Source organism: Bacillus sp. AR4-2, from assembly GCF_008274865.1.
Classification (GTDB): Bacteria; Bacillota; Bacilli; order Bacillales; family Bacillaceae_G; genus Bacillus_A; species Bacillus_A cereus.
In genome coordinates this window covers 5191147-5209269 of record NZ_CP031062.1, presented here as the reverse complement: position 1 = coordinate 5209269, position 18123 = coordinate 5191147, and the positions used below count along the sequence as shown (strand labels likewise).

The window sequence follows — 18123 nt, the reverse complement described above, 5'->3', positions numbered from 1 at the left end:
AGCCCTCATTAAAGCGAGGGCTTATTTTTTTATTCTTGATAAGAATGCTCTAATTCATCAATTAATGAACCAACGTAAGAAACAGCTTTACGGATTGCATCTGGTTTTGACATATCTACTCCGGCATGTTTCATTAGTTCAAGTGGTTTCATTGTACCACCAGCACGAAGCACATCTAACCAGCGATCAATAGCAGGTTGTCTTTCCTCTTTAATCATTTGAGCTACTGCAGTGGATGCAGTGAGGCCTGCGGAATATGTATAAGAATATAGCCCCATATAATAATGAGGTTGACGCATCCAAGTTAAGCCTGCACCTTCATCGATTTCTACAGAATCTCCCCAGAATGTCGATAGGACATTCGTTTTGATTTCAGTTAAAGTTGTAGCTGTAAGGGCCTGTCCTTCTTCTGCTAGAGCATATACTCTACGTTGATATTCACCCTCAAGTAAGTGAGTAACAAAGTTGTGATAATATGTGCCAAGTAGTTGCAGAATAACCCATCTGCGCATTCTCTTATCGTCAGTAGTCGCTAGTAAATGCTGAGCTAATAGTAATTCATTCATAGTTGATGGTGCTTCAACAAAGTACATAGATGGGCGTACGTTCATAATACGTTGATTTTTATTTGCTAAATAAAAATGACCAGCATGTCCAAATTCATGTGCTAATGTAAAGCATCCGCGCATCGTATTTTGCCATGTAATTAAAATATAGGGATGAGAGCCGTATGGACTTGAGCAAAATGCTCCTGTTGATTTACCTACGTTATCTGCAAGATCTACCCATCTTTCTTTGAATCCTTTTTCGATTATGGAACTATATTCATCGCCTAATATTTTTAAAGAATCTTGAATGAGCGTGCCTGCGTCTTCATAAGTAATCGACGGATTAAATTCGGGATCTAAAGGTGCATGTAAGTCACAGAAAAGCATTTGATCGAGTCCTAATACTTTCCTTTTTAAATCTGCAAAACGGCGCATATGAGGTGCTAGTTCTTTATAAATAATATCAAGTTGGTTGTTATACATTTCAAGTGGAACCTTTTGTGGTTCTAATAGCATATGGGTAACGGATTCATATTTACGTAAACGAGAAAGTGTTACTTGTTTTTTTACTTCAGTAGCATATGTTGTGGCAATTGTATTTTTATATCGTTTTAGTGTGGAAACAAATGATGAATATGCTTTTCGACGTATATATGTGCTTGGAGAAAATTCATATTTGCTTTCAACTAATGAGAATGAAACAGGAAGTTCGTTTCCTTGTTCGTCTTGTATAGAAGTGAAATCCATATCGGCCAATTTAGTCATGCCGTAAATTTTGTATGGAGAACTATGAACTTCGCCAAGTGCAGCAAGTGCTTCTTCTGTTTCAGGAGAGAGTGTGTGCTGTCTTTTTTGTAGTATTTCTAGTAACGATTTACGGAAAGGTTCGAGTTTTGTTTCTTCAGTTAAATATTTTTCAATTGTTCCTTCGTCGAATGAGAGGATTTCATTATGAATAAAGGATAGTGCAGTATGTACTTTCGTCCATAAAGCAGAAATTTTGGAAGAGTTCGCTTGAATACTTGGATTTGTACGATCAGTAGATTCTTTTAAATTTGCATATGAGTATAGTTTTGTTAACGTCATTAAAAGCTCTTCTTCTAAAAGTAGGCAATTTAATAAAGTGTGGGAGCTAGTATGTAAATGCCCTTTAAATGAATCAAGTTTCTGTATATCATTTTCCAATGCGTTTAATGCAGCATGCCATTCGGCATCAGAATTATACAAATCGGATAAATCCCATGTTAGTTCAGCAGGTACCTCTGCGCGATTAAGGCGATTTTCCATTACATTTTTCAAGTCGTATCTCCTCCTTATTAAGACTATCTAAACACATGATACTAGAAAATTCAGTTAAATTAAAATATTTTATATTTTTATATACAAAAAAGAAGGACAAGCATGAAAATGCTTGTCCTTCGAGTTAATTTAAGAATTAATATACTTTGTCACCATTGAAAATCGAGTTTTTCACGACAACATAATCTACAGTACGAATAGCGTCTAATTTTGTTCCGCCAGCGTAAGAGATAGAAGATTGAAGATCTTGTTCCATTTCGATTAACGTATCTTCTAAAGAACCTTTATGCTCAACGAACATTTTCTTACCTTCAACGTTTTTCTTCTCACCCTTTTGGAATTCAGAAGCAGAACCGAAGTATTCTTTATAAAGTTTGCCATCTCTTTCAATTGTTTCCCCTGGAGACTCTTCGTGACCAGCGAATAGAGAACCGATCATGACCATAGTTGCCCCAAATCGAATAGATTTAGCTACGTCGCCGTGTGTACGAATACCACCATCAGCGATAATTGGCTTACTTGCAGCTTTTGCACACCAGCGAAGTGCAGCTAGCTGCCAACCACCAGTTCCGAAGCCTGTTTTAATTTTAGTAATACAAACTTTACCAGGTCCAATACCAACTTTTGTTGCATCGGCACCAGCATTTTCTAATTCTCTTACCGCTTCTGGAGTTCCAACGTTTCCAGCGATAACGAAGCTCTCTGGTAAATGTTTTTTAATATGTTGAATCATGTTGATCACAGCATTAGAATGACCGTGTGCGATATCAATCGTGATATATTCAGGTGTAAGTTGCTCAGCAGCTAATTGTTGTACGAATTCATATTCGTCCTCTTTTACACCAACGCTGATAGAAGCGATTAATCCACGTGATTGCATATCTCTAATGAATGAGATTCGTTTCTCTGGTTGGAAACGATGCATGATATAAAAGTAGTTGTTCTCAGCTAAATAAGTTGCAATTCTTTCATCAATAATCGTTTGCATATTTGCAGGCACGACAGGTAATTTAAATTTATGTTTTCCTAAAGTGACAGTTGTATCACATTCAGAGCGGCTATTTACAATACATTTTGCAGGAATTAATTGAATATCTTCATAGTCAAATACGTTTTCCATCATTTACACCCCTAAAATACGAATATTTTATTTTTATTAATCAAAAATGTTCGTCCATAGGATAATTTACATTATTTTTATTAAGAAGTCAAAGGATTTCTTAACATTTTTTAAAAAAGTAGATTTTACATCTGAAAAAAAACGTTAAAAACGAATTTAAAACGTTTTTTTGTTTTTATTGTTCGTTTATGGGAAGGGTTGAAAAATTAAGATAATTATACAAGGGTGTATGTATTCTTTTTGTTTTTTTGAGTGGATGTAGGATACTATAAAAAGATGAATCTGGTATGATTCACCTTTTATGTGAGGTTTCAAGTATAATAAGTAGGGTGATAGTAACGTATACAAAAGATAAAAAAGAAAATAATACAGAATAAAATGAGGTTAATATATGAGTAAAAAAAGTTTTTCTGATTATAAATTAAGTAAGGAAATTGTAAGGGCACTTACTGGGTTAGGGTATGATCATCCAACGGAAGTACAAGGTGAGGTTATTCCAGTTGCATTACAAAAGAAGGATCTTGTTGTGAAATCCCAGACTGGAAGTGGAAAAACAGCTTCATTTGGTATTCCACTTTGTGAAATGGTGGAGTGGGAAGAGAATAAACCACAAGCATTAGTTTTAACACCAACGAGAGAGCTTGCGGTACAGGTAAAAGAAGATATTACAAATATAGGTCGATTCAAAAGGATTAAGGCTGCGGCAGTTTATGGGAAATCTCCATTTGCACGTCAAAAATTAGAATTAAAGCAAAAGACACATATTGTAGTTGGGACTCCTGGTCGTGTGTTGGATCATATTGAGAAGGGTACCCTTTCTTTAGAGTGTTTGAAGTATTTAGTTATTGATGAAGCAGATGAGATGCTAAATATGGGCTTTATCGATCAAGTAGAGGCAATTATTGATGAATTACCTACAAAAAGAATGACAATGTTATTTTCAGCAACACTTCCAGAAGATGTTGAGAAATTGTCTCGTACATATATGAATTCACCAACTCATATTGAAATTAAAGCGGCTGGGATTACGACGGATAAAATTGAACATACTCTTTTTGAGGTGATAGAAGACGAGAAGCTTTCACTACTTAAAGATGTAACAACGATTGAGAATCCTGATAGCTGTATTATTTTCTGCCGTACACAAGAAAATGTAGATCATGTATATAGACAATTAAAACGAGCTAACTATCCTTGTGACAAAATACATGGTGGTATGGTACAAGAAGATCGTTTTGAAGTCATGGATGATTTTAGAAAAGGAAAATTCCGTTATTTAGTAGCAACAGATGTAGCTGCGAGAGGAATTGATATTGACAATATTACACATGTTATTAATTATGATATTCCACTTGAAAAAGAAAGCTATGTACATCGTACTGGAAGAACGGGACGAGCTGGAAATAGTGGAAAAGCTATTACATTTATAACACCATATGAAAATAGATTTTTAGAAGAGATTGAGGAGTATATTGGATTTGAAATTCCAAAGGCAATTGGACCTTCAAAAGAAGAAGTTATGAAAGAGAAAGCTGCATTTGAAGAAAAGATACATGCTAAACCAATTATAAAGAAAGATAAAAATGCAGACATCAACAAAGGCATTATGAAGCTGTACTTTAATGGCGGGAAGAAAAAGAAAATTAGGGCGGTAGATTTCGTCGGTACAATTGCTAAAATTAAAGGTGTTACAGCAGAAGATATAGGCATTATTACGATACAAGATAATGTTTCTTACGTTGAAATATTAAATGGAAAAGGACCACTTGTCTTGAAAGTCATGAAGACTACAACGATTAAAGGGAAACAACTAAAAGTTCATGAAGCAATTAAGTAAATAAAAAACTATCCACTTTAATAGGTGGATAGTTTTTTATTTATGATTCTTTTAAATCATCCACTAGTTGCTCCGCTAAACGTCTATACATATTACTCATAGTCACGAAGGATGTTAGTAGTAGAAATTTTTCTAGCTTTGTATCTTCTAAGGAAGAAATCTCATTTACTTCTGTAACACGGTTATTTACGTCTTGTTTAAAGCTTTCGACATTGCTTTCAGTAAGAGCAAGATAATTTTTGTATAACGTATTTAATTCGAATGAATCATCATTTAATAAGGAGTCATTTATAGTTTCTAATGAACTTTTTATGTCGTTAATGGAGAGAGCTCCCTTTAATTGATAAATTAGGCTAATTAAAATCATATGCTCTTTTGAATACTTTTTATTTTTGATGGGGATGAATAGTTTTCCTTTTGCGTAATTATTAATCATCGTTTTGGTTAATACTTTTTCATCATCAGTTCTCGTTGTATCTGCATAAGTATTCTCAAATAGTTGAACAACTTGATCTACATATAAGTCAACATTTGGAATATCCTCAAGTTTAATGTTTTTTTCTAAATGCAATGTCTCAAGTAATTCATTTATATTTTCCACGTAGAATCCCTCACTTTTATAACTTAGTGGAACTTAATGTTTAATATATCTTTAAATATGGTATTACGAAACAAATGAATTGTAAATGTTGACCTTAAAAAGAAATGTGTATATAATTACATGTAGTTATTAAAACTACATGTAATTATATGAGGGGTGTTATTATGAATGCTTATGTAAGGGAACCAGTTAATGCATTTACTCACTTAGGTGGAGCGATATTATCATTTATTGCCTTATTAGCTATGCTTGTGAAAGTTTCTATCAAGATGCCATCATTTGCTGCAATTACAGCTGTTATTTTGTTTGGTATTGGAATGATGGTCCTTTATACGGCGTCAGCTGTGTATCATAGTGTTGTGGCCAATGAACGTGTTATTTACTTCTTTAGGAAGCTAGATCATTCTATGATTTTTATATTAATTGCAGGTACATATGCACCCTTTTGCTTAATTACATTAAATTCAGCAAGTGGTTTACTATTATTTTGTTTAGTCTATGCAACTGCGATTTGTGGCATTGTATTTAAAATGTTTTGGTTTAATTGTCCAAGATGGTTATCGACAGCAATTTATATTACGATGGGTTGGTTAATTGTGTTATTCTTTGCACCGTTAGCTGAGAATTTAAGTACAGGAGGCATTATTTTCTTAGTACTTGGGGGCATTTTTTATACAATTGGTGGATTTATTTATGGAACAAAGCCAAAATGGTTAGAGTTTAAATATATGGGGCATCATGAAATTTTTCATGTTTTTGTATTATTAGGTAGTCTTGCGCATTTTCTAAGTGTATATTGTTATGTAATTTAATAAAAAAACGCCACATAATAAAAATTATGTGGCGTTTTTTTATTAACTGATTAGAATCGTATATGTTATAAAATTATTATGGGATAAAATGTAAGTTTCTGTGTTCGCATGTTAAACATAGGATAAGAAATATGTGATATACTTTGAGAAGTTTATAATGAATGAAATATGGAGGACTATAATTATGGCAATACTTGTAACAGGTGGAGCAGGATATATTGGTAGTCATACATGTGTAGAATTACTAAATAGCGGTTACGAAGTTATAGTAGTGGATAACCTTTCGAATAGCTCGGTAGAATCTATAAATCGAGTGAAAGAAATAACAGGAAAACAATTTAAGTTTTATAAAGAAGATGTTTTAAATCGCGAAGCGCTTGACGCAATTTTTGAAGAAAATGCAATTGAAGCAGTTATTCACTTTGCAGGATTTAAAGCTGTAGGGGAGTCAGTAGCGATTCCATTAACATATTATCATAACAACATTACAAGCACGTTAGTGCTATGTGAAGTAATGCAGAAACATAATGTAAAGAAGATAATCTTTAGTTCATCTGCAACTGTATATGGTATCCCGGAAACGTCACCGATTACGGAGGAGTTTCCATTAAGTGCAACAAATCCATATGGTCAAACGAAATTAATGATTGAGCAAATTATGCGTGATGTAGCATTTGCAGATGCAGAATGGAGTATCGCGTTACTTCGCTATTTCAATCCATTTGGTGCACACGAAAGTGGGCGTATCGGAGAAGATCCAAATGGAATCCCAAATAACTTAATGCCATATGTAACGCAAGTAGCGGTAGGTAAGTTAAAAGAATTAAGCGTATTCGGAAATGACTATCCAACGAAAGATGGAACAGGAGTCCGTGATTACATCCATGTTGTGGACTTAGCAAATGGTCACGTAAAGGCGCTTGAGAAAGTACTGAGTACAACGGGAGTAGATGCTTATAACCTGGGCACAGGTATGGGCTATAGTGTACTAGAGATGGTTGAAGCGTTTGAAAAAGTTTCGGGTAAGAAAGTTCCTTATAAAATTACAGAGCGTCGCCCAGGTGATGTGGCAGTATGTTTTGCTGATGCATCGAAAGCAAAGCGTGAATTAGGCTGGGAGGCAACACGCGGATTAGAAGAAATGTGTGCAGATTCTTGGAAATGGCAATCAAATAATAAAAATGGCTATTTAGAAGTTTAATGATGAATATAAAAAATGACCTTTGCATAAAAGCAAGAGGTCATTTTTTATTAATTTTATTAGCGAACCTAGAAAAGAACGTTCGCTGTTTTAAATGATGTGATTTTACAATATCTTATGCTAGAAGGTAGTAGAATGAGATAGAGGAATGTATTGTTTTATTAATTTTTTATAGAAATTGAAAGCGTATTATTGAAAAGTATTCCAACACTTGTATCATTGCTAGAGTCCGTTTATAATCAAGGAATCCTAGTTCATGTTTTAATAGGATTATTTATTATTGAAAGCGTTTTAAGTTCGCTCCTTTTTGAGGTAGGAGGTCTGACTTATTTGGATGAAAAATTATGTATGTAGTTTTAAATGGGAAGAAAAATAATATAAGTATCACTTTATAGTGTGGGGAGGTTAAAAGTGTGAAAGGTAAAGATTTTCACACGAATATATATGGGTTATGTAGGATTATTACTTTCAGGGGCAGCTTTATTTTTAAATAGTCTTGTTATATTAGGGAAAGCAGAGATGAAAAGTGCGGGTGTTTTTAATTTATTTGTGGGTGCACTACAAATTATTATTCCGTTTTATTTGATCATGATTTCTGACCAAAGCAATTGGACAGTGTATTCATATGCGGCTACTTTCTTATTTGGATTAACTTATTTATATGTAGGTGTTACTTTTATAAAAGGAATGGATAGTAGTGGTCTAGGATGGTTTTGTATTTGGGTAGCAATTATAGCCTTATTCTATATGGTTGTTTCATTTGTTCAATTCCATGATGTTGTTAATGCGTTAACGTGGTTTATGTGGGCATTACTTTGGTATTTATTCTTTGTATTAAATACACAAAAGAAGAACATTAATCAATATCTTGGAAGGATTGCCTTCATACAATCATGGGTAACATTGACTTTACCTTCACTCTTTTATTTTATGGGAGTGTGGGGAGAGGGATTTGTATATGAACTATGGGTTTATGTATCAGTAATTTCTATTTTGTACTTCTGTTATTGTATTTATAAATATCGAGTACGTTAATATATTTTCTGTAGAAAAGCATGGAATCGTTAAACGAATTCCATGCTTTTTATATGTTGGCACTTATAATAGAGAGGTAGTATTTTACAATTTGCTAAAATGGGGATGATGAAGTTGAAAAAAGTATTGGTGCTAGGGGGAACAAGATTTTTTGGTAAACATTTAGTAGAAGCACTTTTGCAAGAGGGGCACGATGTAACGATTGCGACGAGGGGAGTTACTGAAGATTCTTTTGGTAGCGCAGTAAAAAGAATAATTATTGATAGAGAAGATGGAAAGCTACTAGAAAAGCGTCTAGAAGGAAAAAGTTATGATATTGTATACGATAATTTATGCTATAGCTCGAATGCAGCGAAGATAATATGTGAAGTGTTACGAGGGAAAACGAAGAAATATGTTATGACATCTTCAATGGCCGTCTATGAACCTGCCCTAAGCTTATCAGAAGAAGACTTTAATCCGTACGATTATGCAATCGCGTATGGAGATAGGAATGACTTCAATTATGGTGAAGGAAAGAGATTAGCTGAAGCCGTTGTATTTCAACAAGCAACATTCCCAGTTGTTGCAGTTCGTTTTCCAGTTGTTATTGGAGAAAACGATTATACGAAAAGGTTACAATTTTACGTTGAATGTATTGTGAACCAAAAACCTATCGTTGTGGATCATGTAGATGGAACTTTGTCATTTATACATGAAAAAGAGGCAGGAGAGTTTCTAGCTTGGTGCGGAATGGAAAATGTGAAAGGGCCAATTAACGCCTGTAGTAACGGGGTAGTTTCTACGGAAGAAATTATTCATTTCATAGAAGAGAAGACAGGAATAAAAGCACTCATTCAGAAAGCTGGGGAAAATATAGCTCCTTATAATGAGGTAACTAACTGTACATTACATAATGGAAAGGCTCGTGAATTCGGATTTTTGTTCCGAGAGCTGAAACTAGAAATGAAAAATGTTTTAAAACATTATATAAATACAATGAAGTAATCATAAATCCCCCGGTGGCAATCCGGGGGATTCTGGAGGATTTCGACAATACTGATTTTACATTACCAAATTTACCTTATACGTACGACTAATGTTTTTGTGATTGAATTGCTTGTAAATACTTCTCGTTTACTTGGTCCCAGTTTACTGTATGCCACCAGTTGGTAACAAACTCTGGGCGCCTATTTTGATACTTTAAATAATAAGCATGTTCCCATACATCAATTACGAGTAAGGGGATTTTCCCTTCTTGCAAAGGCGTATCTTGATTTGGTGTACTCATAACAGAGAGTTCCTCACCGTCAAGAACAAGCCATCCATAGCCACTTCCAAAACGACTAATAGCTGCTTTGGAAAGTTGATCTTTTAAGTTGTCAAAGGTATTGAAATAATAATCAATTACTTTTGCAACGTCTCCATTAGGCTCACCGCCACCTCGTGGGCTCATCACTTCCCAAAAAAGACTATGACAATAGTGACCACCACCGTTATTTCGTACAGCTGTAACAATTTCCTTCGGTAAAGCATCTAAATTACATAGCAATTCTTCTAAAGATTTATTATGTAATTCAGTATAATTTTCTAAAGTAGCATTTAAATTGTTTACGTATGTCGCATGGTGCTTTCCATGATGAATGGAAAGTGTATTGCTATCAATATGTGGCTCTAGTTCATCATAGTCATATGAAAGCTTTGGCAATTGAAATGAAGACATAACATTACCTCCTTTCCACTTAAAAAGTTGGTCTAGGTAAAAATACTTTACCTGAGTCAAAAATACACCCATTTTCCATATAAGTCAATAGTAAGTCCATTAATTTTCTGAAAAATATTACAATAAAAGTAACACTCTCACTTTCATTTGTGACTCCTATCCTTTTTGCTTATACTGTAAAGTAGCAGGGTTTTGTTGAAATAGAAGGAGATTGTTTATGAGTAAAACGAAACAATTAATAGAGGAAGCAAGTAATTTTATTACGATTTGTTATAAGGAGCTTCATAAAGAACAATTGATAGAAGAACGTATAAAAGAAATTCAAATTGAGATAGAAAAGACAGGGACATATGAGCATACATTTGAAGAACTTGTTCATGGTTCACGAATGGCATGGCGTAACAGTAATAGATGTATTGGAAGACTATTTTGGAGTAAGATGCACATATTAGATGCGCGCGAAGTAAATGATGAAGAGGGTGTATATAATGCATTAATTCATCATATTAAATATGCAACGAACAACGGGAAAGTTAAACCAACCATTACGATTTTTAAGCAATATCAAGGTGAGGAAAATAATATAAGAATTTATAATCACCAATTGATTCGATATGCAGGATATAAAACAGAAACGGGAGTGATTGGTGATTCTCATTCCGCTACATTTACGGACTTTTGTCAGGGGCTTGGTTGGCAAGGAGAAGGTACGAATTTCGATGTATTGCCACTTGTGTTCTCTATAAACGGGAAGGCGCCTACATATAAAGAAATTCCGAGAGAAGAAGTAAAAGAAGTGCCAATTGAACACCCAGAATACCCTATTTCATCACTTGGAGTAAAATGGTATGGTGTTCCAATGATTTCAGATATGCGTTTAGAAATTGGCGGTATTTCTTATACAGCCGCTCCGTTCAATGGATGGTATATGGGAACAGAAATTGGGGCGCGTAACTTAGCAGATCATGATCGTTATAATTTACTTCCGGCTGTTGCGGAGATGATGGATTTAGATACATCGAGAAACGGTACCTTATGGAAAGATAAGGCGCTAATTGAGTTGAATATTGCCGTACTACACTCCTTTAAAAAACAAGGAGTTAGTATTGTTGATCACCATACTGCTGCACAACAATTTCAGCAATTTGAGAAGCAAGAAGCTGCTTGTGGTCGTGTTGTAACAGGTAATTGGGTATGGCTTATTCCGCCATTATCTCCAGCTACCACTCACATTTATCATAAACCGTATCCGAATGAAATTTTGAAGCCAAATTTCTTTCATAAATAATATTTAGTGTAGGTTTTTTCTGTGAAATATAATTTTTTTTAATTACTGTTATGTAGCAAATGGAAGCCTTTACTCTCGGTTATTTTTGGAAGAGGCTTTTTGAACCAAGGAGTACCTTATGTTATAATCAAATTTCTGTTTCGAAGACCTTATAGAAATATAAGGTCTTTTGTTTTGCTTTTTTATGTAAGAGGAAGAGGATTTTTCTTTTTAATAAGGGATTTGGCATATTTTTAGGGACAACATAAGTATGTGGGAAGTCGATAAAATGTTATGCATATATAATTATTATGTTTTGGGTTTAAACAATAAAACATAATAAAGTTGTTTTTTTTGATTGCTGAGGAAGGAGGAAGTATAAATGAGGATGAAGAGTCGAAAAACTGATTGGCCTGTATTTATTATTAGTGGTGGTTCACTTTTATTATTTGTAATTGCAGTTTTTTTGAACAAGGATTATGTAGAGAGTGCGATTAATAAAAGTTTCGCTTTTTCAATTAAATATTTCGGTGCCTTCTGGCAAGTTTTATTATTAGGTACATTTATTGTTGCGATGTGTATGGCTTTCTCCAAATATGGGAGAGTTAAGCTTGGGGGATTAGAAAAACCTGAGATTAGTACGGCAAAATGGCTTGCTATTATTATGTCTACATTACTTGCTGGAGGTGGCGTTTTTTGGGCAGCAGCAGAGCCAATGTATCATTTGATGACGGTGCCACCAATACATGATGGTATATCTGCTGGAACGAAAGAAGCAGTCATGCCTGCTTTAGCACAAAGTTATATGCATTGGGGATTTTTAGCATGGACGATTTTAGGTACAATTAGTGCGGTAGTTATGATGTATGGACATTATCATAAAGATATGCCGCTAAAACCTCGAACACTTTTATATCCTATTTTTGGGGAAAAATTAAGAAAGAGCCTGCTTGGAACGATAATTGATGCAGCTGCAATTATTGCAGTAGCTGCAGGTACAATTGGCCCAATTGGATTTTTAGGTTTACAAGCAAGTTATGGATTACAAGAATTATTTGGAGTTTCTGATGTGTTTACTACTCAATTAGCAATTATTGTTTGTGTGGTGGCCGTGTCTACCATATCGGCAGTAACAGGTATTGATAAAGGGATTCAAATTATAAGTAATTTAAATGTTAGATTAGCAATTGTGTTAATGGCATTCATATTACTATTTGGGCCAGGTGGATTTATTATTGATTCGTTTGTTTCTTCGTTTGGATTTTATGTAAATGAGTTTATACCGATGAGCACATACCGTGGTGATACAAGTTGGTTAGGATCTTGGACAATCTTTTTCTGGGGATGGTTTATTGGATACGGACCAATGATGGCAATTTTAGTGAGTCGAATTTCAAGAGGGAGAACGATTCGAGAAATCATCGTTGCAATTGGAATTATCGCACCTATTATTACAACATTTTGGTTTACTATATTAGGTGGATCAGGCGTGTTTTATGAGTTGATGAATCCTGGGTCTATCTCGGACGCATTAAGTGAATCTGGTATGCCGGCAGCTATGATTGCAATTACAGGGCAATTGCCACTTTCTAATATTATTGGACCAGCATTTCTTTTATTAACAATTTTATTTGTAGTGACAACAGGAGATTCAATGGCGTATTCCATTTCAATGGCAGTGACTGGAGACGGAGATCCTAGAATTAGTTTGCGAATTTTTTGGTCGCTTATTATGGGCGCAGTTGCAGCAATTCTTTTATATATGGGTGAAGGAAGTATTAATGCGCTACAATCGTTTATCGTGGTGACGGCAGTTCCGGTATCAATTTTGTTATTCCCAATGCTATGGTTAGCGCCTAAAGTTGCGGGAGAATTAGCATTAAAACAAGGTATTGTAAAAGAAGAAGATAAAACTGCATTCTTATTTCAGAAGGCTAGTAAATCAAAATAAATAAAAACGTAAAAGAGGAAGCATCTTAAATGAGATGCTTCCTCTTTTACGTTTAATCTAATACTTTTCCCTTTGTTTCTGGTACACATAGTAGCATTGTAATTAACCCGATTGGGTAGATGATAAAAATCAAGGACAATGCTCCAAGTAGGTTGCCACCTGTAGCAAGTAAGCCAATAATAACAGGCCCAAATCCAGCTAACCCACGTCCTGTACCGAAAATAAAGTTTTCGGCGGTAGAGCGAGCTTCAGCAGGATAGTTTTCAGCTAAAATTGCTCCAAATCCTCCCATCATTCCATTTGCAAAGAATCCAAGCAATGCACTTCCCCATAATAATAATGTTGAATCTGTGAATAAGAAGAAGTAAATGAGACAGTATACTGTACCGCCAATATAATAGATTGCAAAAGTTTTACGGCGACCAATTTTATCAGCTAGAATACCAAAGATTGCAATTCCAATTAGCATACCGATGGTAGAAATGAACATCCAGCCACTTGCTTTTGCTAATGTATAGTTATATTTATTTGCTAAAATAGTGGGCATCCATGTGAAGATTCCGTAATATCCGAAGTTTTGGATGAACGACATAATAATAAGACCAATTGTTGTAATTGTTACTTTTTTATTGGCAAATAACTTTCGAAGTGGAAATTTTTTTATATGTTTTAGTTGTTCTGCTTCAGTAGTTGTTAATTTACCTGCAGCTTCTTTTTGCAATAGTTCCTTTTTGTAGCGTTGTTTTTGCTCCCATATTTTCGGTTCACTTAAACTTTTACGGACATAGACAGCTAGTAAAGCTGGAATTAATCCAAATAAGAAAACGGCTCTCCATCCAAAGTGTGGGACAATAAATGCTGGAAGGAGTGAAGCAATCAGTACACCAAATTGCCATCCAAGTGCAACAACAGATGTCGCTTTAGCGCGCATTTCTTTAGACCATGTTTCTGTTACGATGGCCATTCCGATTCCGAATTCACCACCAACTCCCATTCCAACTAAAAAGCGCAGAATTAATAATTGCCAGTAGTCTGTTGCGAAATAAATGAGTGCGGTTGCTAGTGAAAACAGTAAGATTGTGAAGGCCATTGTACGAATACGGCCAAATAAATCAGCAATAAATCCAAATAAATAAGAACCAATTAACATTCCTATTGTGGTAGCTAAAGTTAAGTTTCCACCTTCAACAGGACTTAAGTGAAACTCTTTTAAAATATAGACAAGTACGAAAGATAATAGCAACATATCTAAACCTTCTGCTGCATATCCTAGCGCAGAACCAAATAATGTTTTATATCTTTTCGCTTTTGTCTCCTCTGTTGTTTGTTGTACATCAGTAGTGACGTTCATTATTACTCCTCCTTATTTTCTACAGTCGCTATGGAAGAATAACAAAAGGCCTTCTCACCTGATATGATGAGAAGGCCAAAAAAGCATACGTATCCCCAAGAAAAGAACATACGTATATTGTATTCCGACTTCCTTCTCAACCTCACGGGGTTGGGTTAAAGGACTGTATTATATTACTTTATTTTTAGCACTCTTCTATATGTATTGTCAAATAAAGAGGAAGTTATTATGTGTAAAATATTTCAAAAAACATTTCGTTCTTCTTGACGCCGACTTCATTATTTTCCCATAATAAAACTAACTAAATAAAAAGGAATGAATCAAAGATGCTAAATTTAGTACTCATGATGATTGAACGAGTCGGACTTATAGTTATTTTAGGATTTTTACTCTCTCATATTAAAACTTTCAGACGCCTCCTTCATAAACAGGATGGCTATGTAGATAAGCTTAAGCTTATTTGTATTTTTTCGGTATTTACAATTGTAAGCAATTACACTGGGATTGAAATAGCAGGAAATACGATTATGAATGAAAATTGGTTACAAGGTGTTTCATCATCGAGTACCATTGCAAATACACGTATTATGGGTGTTGGAATTAGTGGATTGCTTGGTGGTCCTATCGTCGGAATTGGGGTAGGATCAATTGCTGGTATTCACCGTTATATGCTTGGAGGGACGACAGCTCTAAGTTGTGCAATCTCTTCAATTTTAGCAGGCGTTATAACTGGTTATATCGGATACATTTTTAAAAAATATAACCGTACAATTACCCCTAAGTTTTCAGCGATTTTAAGTGTTTTTATCGTTTCTTTAGAAATGATTATGATCCTATTAATTGTAGAGGATGGAATGAGCATTGTGAAAACAATTGCGATACCAATGATCCTTGTAAATAGTTTTGGAAGTTTTATTTTACTTTCTATGATACAAGCTATTTTGCGTCAGGAAGAGAACGCAAAGGCACTTCAGACTCATAAGGTATTACGTATTGCAGATAAAACGTTACCATATTTTCGCCAAGGCTTAACAGAAGAATCGTGTAAGCATGTGGCACAAATTATTCACCGCTTTACAGGAACAGATGCGGTATCCTTAACAGATACAGAGAAAATATTAGCTCATGTTGGATTAGCATCAGATCACCATATTCCGTCACATAGTTTAATAACTGGTTTGTCGAAAGAAGTGTTACACACAGGGAAAATAATGAAAGCAAAATCACGTGAGGTTATTAATTGTCAACATGAAGGCTGCCCTTTGCAAGCGGCGATTGTTATTCCACTAACTTCACATGGAAATACAATAGGGACATTAAAACTGTATTTCAAAAATCCTAACCAGTTAAGTCGTGTGGAAGAGGAATTAGCAGAAGGATTAGCAAAAATATTCTCTACACAACTTGAATTAGGTGAAGCTGAGTTGCAAAGTAAATTATTGCAAGATGCGGAAATAAAGGCATTACAAGCACAAATTAACCCGCATTTTTTATTTAATGCGATTAATACAGTATCAGCTTTATGCCGAACAGATGTAGAAAAAGCAAGGAAGTTATTATTACAGCTTAGCGTATATTTCCGATGTAATTTGCAAGGGGCACGTCAGTTATTGATTCCACTAGAACAAGAATTAAACCATGTACAGGCATATTTATCCTTAGAACAAGCAAGGTTCCCAAATAAGTATGAGGTAAAGATGTATATTGAGGACGAGCTAAAGACAACTTTAGTACCACCATTTGTTCTTCAACTATTGGTTGAAAATGCATTGCGACACGCTTTTCCGAAGAAGCAACCAGTATGTGAAGTAGAAGTGCATGTTTTTGAAAAAGAGGGTATGGTTCATTTTGAAGTAAAAGATAATGGGCAGGGAATTGAGGAAGAACGTTTAGAACAATTAGGAAAGATGGTAGTTTCGTCAAAGAAAGGGACTGGAACAGCTTTATATAATATTAATGAACGTCTTATTGGATTATTTGGAAAAGAAACGATGCTTCATATCGAAAGTGAATTAAATGAGGGGACAGAGATTACTTTTGTTATTCCAAAAAAAGTAGGGGAGGAAGAGCAGATTGTTAAAAGTATTAGTAGTTGACGATGAAATGTTAGCACGTGATGAACTAAAGTATTTATTAGAGAGAACGAAAGAAGTTGAGATAATTGGTGAGGCTGATTGTGTGGAAGACGCATTAGAAGAACTAATGCAAAGTAGACCAGATATTGTGTTTTTAGATATTCAATTATCCGATGATAACGGATTTGAAATCGCCAATATATTAAAGAAGATGAAAAATCCACCTGCAATTGTATTTGCTACTGCCTATGATCAATATGCACTGCAAGCATTTGAAGTAGATGCGTTAGACTACATTTTAAAACCATTTGATGAAGAGCGTATTGTGCAGACATTAAAGAAGTATAAAAAACAAAAACAATCGCAAATAGAAACGAAGCACGAAATAAAGGGGACAGATGTAACAGTAGAGATGCATAAATTAGCATTACCAATTGAAGAATCAATCGTACTTGTTAATATTGAAGATATTGTATATGTAGGACTTGTGGACGGAAAAGTGACAGTAAAAACAATGAGGGAAACATATGTAACACACGATACACTTGTGATTTTGGAAAAGAAGTTGCCGCAAGTAAGTTTCATGCGCATCCATCGTAGTTTTATTGCGAATATTAATCATATTACTGAAATTCAGCCATGGTTCAATTCTACTTATAATTTAATCATGAAAGAAGGATCAAAAGTACCTGTTAGCCGTACATATGCAAAAGAACTCAAGAAGCTGCTTCGTATTTAAGGAGCAGCTTTTGTATTTCATCCTTTTATATTTGTAACTGATTCTGTATATTTGACGCTCTGTTATGTAAACGCTTACTCAGGCGGTTATATCCTATACAATAAAGGTACCAAATCGAAAGAGGTGGCCAAAATGAGTACGAAAAAAGTATATAGTTTCTTATCACAAGCATTTATATTCTCAGCTATTATGTTAATTTCTAATATTATTGCAACACATTTACCAATTCCAATGCCTTCATCGGTAATCGGGTTAGTTATTTTATTTAGTCTATTATGTTTAAAAGTTATTAAATTGGAGCAAGTTGAATCACTTGGAACAGCTTTAACAGGTATTATTGGATTCTTATTCGTCCCATCAGGTATTTCAGTTATTAATTCTCTTGGTGTAATGGGACAATACTTTGTACAAATTTTAACTGTAATTGTTGTAGCAACAGTTATTTTACTCGCTGTAACAGGATTATTTGCACAATTTATTTTAGGAAAAGATGAAAAAGAAACAGAAGATACAAAAGAATTGAAAGTAGTAAATAAAGGACGCAAGCACGGAAAGGTTGCGTAACCATTGTATTTATATATTGTT

15 protein-coding genes are annotated in these 18123 nt (G+C 34.5%); 10 read left to right on the top strand and 5 right to left on the bottom strand.

The features are described 5' to 3' along the window. Window positions 1-29: 29 nt before the first annotated feature. Together pepF and guaC are read right to left on the bottom strand one after the other, a co-directional pair. Window positions 30-1847 (bottom strand): oligoendopeptidase F, encoded by a 1818-nt coding sequence (gene pepF / locus DN399_RS26905; protein ID WP_000800228.1) that lies wholly within the window; start codon window positions 1845-1847, stop codon window positions 30-32. Between the two features lie 136 nt (window positions 1848-1983). After that, complete coding sequence (gene guaC, locus DN399_RS26900) at window positions 1984-2967, bottom strand: GMP reductase (RefSeq protein WP_000432447.1); 984 nt, start codon at window positions 2965-2967, stop codon at window positions 1984-1986. Between the two features lie 391 nt (window positions 2968-3358). Between guaC and dbpA the strand changes: the two genes are divergently transcribed. Further along, the gene (gene dbpA / locus DN399_RS26895) at window positions 3359-4804 is read left to right on the top strand and encodes an ATP-dependent RNA helicase DbpA (protein ID WP_000039350.1); all 1446 of its coding nucleotides are present in this window, start codon (window positions 3359-3361) and stop codon (window positions 4802-4804) included. A 40-nt stretch (window positions 4805-4844) separates the two neighbouring features. Here dbpA and DN399_RS26890 read toward each other — a convergent pair whose 3' ends face one another. Then, window positions 4845-5405: a DUF1836 domain-containing protein gene (locus DN399_RS26890; RefSeq protein ID WP_000427879.1), complete on the bottom strand. Its 561-nt coding sequence runs from the start codon at window positions 5403-5405 to the stop codon at window positions 4845-4847. Window positions 5406-5569: 164 nt separating this feature from the next. Here DN399_RS26890 and trhA point away from each other — a divergent pair, with 164 nt between their 5' ends. The 4 genes from trhA (at window position 5570) to DN399_RS26865 (ending at window position 9440) form a co-directional block, all read left to right on the top strand. Continuing rightward, the gene (gene trhA, locus DN399_RS26885) at window positions 5570-6217 is read left to right on the top strand and encodes a PAQR family membrane homeostasis protein TrhA (protein WP_000995363.1); all 648 of its coding nucleotides are present in this window, start codon (window positions 5570-5572) and stop codon (window positions 6215-6217) included. A gap of 184 nt (window positions 6218-6401) precedes the next feature. Further along, window positions 6402-7418 (top strand): UDP-glucose 4-epimerase GalE, encoded by a 1017-nt coding sequence (galE, locus tag DN399_RS26880; RefSeq protein WP_000996540.1) that lies wholly within the window; start codon window positions 6402-6404, stop codon window positions 7416-7418. A gap of 444 nt (window positions 7419-7862) precedes the next feature. Then, window positions 7863-8453, top strand: coding sequence for an AmiS/UreI family transporter (locus DN399_RS26870; RefSeq protein WP_049106905.1), 591 nt, complete (start codon window positions 7863-7865; stop codon window positions 8451-8453). 99 nt (window positions 8454-8552) lie between these two features. Next, a complete protein-coding gene (locus DN399_RS26865; RefSeq protein WP_002025132.1) occupies window positions 8553-9440 on the top strand; it encodes an NAD-dependent epimerase/dehydratase family protein in 888 nt (295 codons plus the stop codon). 88 nt (window positions 9441-9528) lie between these two features. On the opposite strand, the gene sodA is transcribed toward DN399_RS26865, so the two are convergent. Further along, window positions 9529-10155: a superoxide dismutase [Mn] gene (gene sodA, locus DN399_RS26860; RefSeq protein WP_000094037.1), complete on the bottom strand. Its 627-nt coding sequence runs from the start codon at window positions 10153-10155 to the stop codon at window positions 9529-9531. A gap of 217 nt (window positions 10156-10372) precedes the next feature. Between sodA and DN399_RS26850 the strand changes: the two genes are divergently transcribed. Continuing rightward, entirely contained in the window at window positions 10373-11443 is a 1071-nt protein-coding gene (locus tag DN399_RS26850) for a nitric oxide synthase oxygenase (protein WP_049106901.1), read from the top strand. Window positions 11444-11804: 361 nt separating this feature from the next. Then, window positions 11805-13373 carry a BCCT family transporter gene (locus DN399_RS26845; protein WP_001242445.1) on the top strand — a complete coding sequence of 523 codons (1569 nt, stop codon included), beginning with the start codon at window positions 11805-11807 and terminating at the stop codon, window positions 13371-13373. A gap of 52 nt (window positions 13374-13425) precedes the next feature. Here the strand turns inward: DN399_RS26845 and DN399_RS26840 are convergent, their stop codons facing one another. Continuing rightward, window positions 13426-14724: an MFS transporter gene (locus DN399_RS26840; RefSeq protein ID WP_001103412.1), complete on the bottom strand. Its 1299-nt coding sequence runs from the start codon at window positions 14722-14724 to the stop codon at window positions 13426-13428. A gap of 326 nt (window positions 14725-15050) precedes the next feature. On the opposite strand from DN399_RS26840, the gene lytS reads away from it, so the two are divergent. The 3 genes from lytS (at window position 15051) to lrgA (ending at window position 18102) form a co-directional block, all read left to right on the top strand. Beyond that, window positions 15051-16820 carry a two-component system sensor histidine kinase LytS gene (lytS, locus tag DN399_RS26835; RefSeq protein WP_000933561.1) on the top strand — a complete coding sequence of 590 codons (1770 nt, stop codon included), beginning with the start codon at window positions 15051-15053 and terminating at the stop codon, window positions 16818-16820. Further along, on the top strand, window positions 16798-17538 hold the full coding sequence (locus DN399_RS26830) for a LytR/AlgR family response regulator transcription factor (protein ID WP_000921842.1): 741 nt from the start codon (window positions 16798-16800) through the stop codon (window positions 17536-17538). Before lytS ends, DN399_RS26830 begins: the two co-directional genes overlap by 23 nt. A gap of 132 nt (window positions 17539-17670) precedes the next feature. Beyond that, the gene (gene lrgA, locus DN399_RS26825; RefSeq protein ID WP_000104901.1) at window positions 17671-18102 is read left to right on the top strand and encodes an antiholin-like murein hydrolase modulator LrgA; all 432 of its coding nucleotides are present in this window, start codon (window positions 17671-17673) and stop codon (window positions 18100-18102) included. The last annotated feature ends 21 nt before the right edge of the window (window positions 18103-18123 follow it).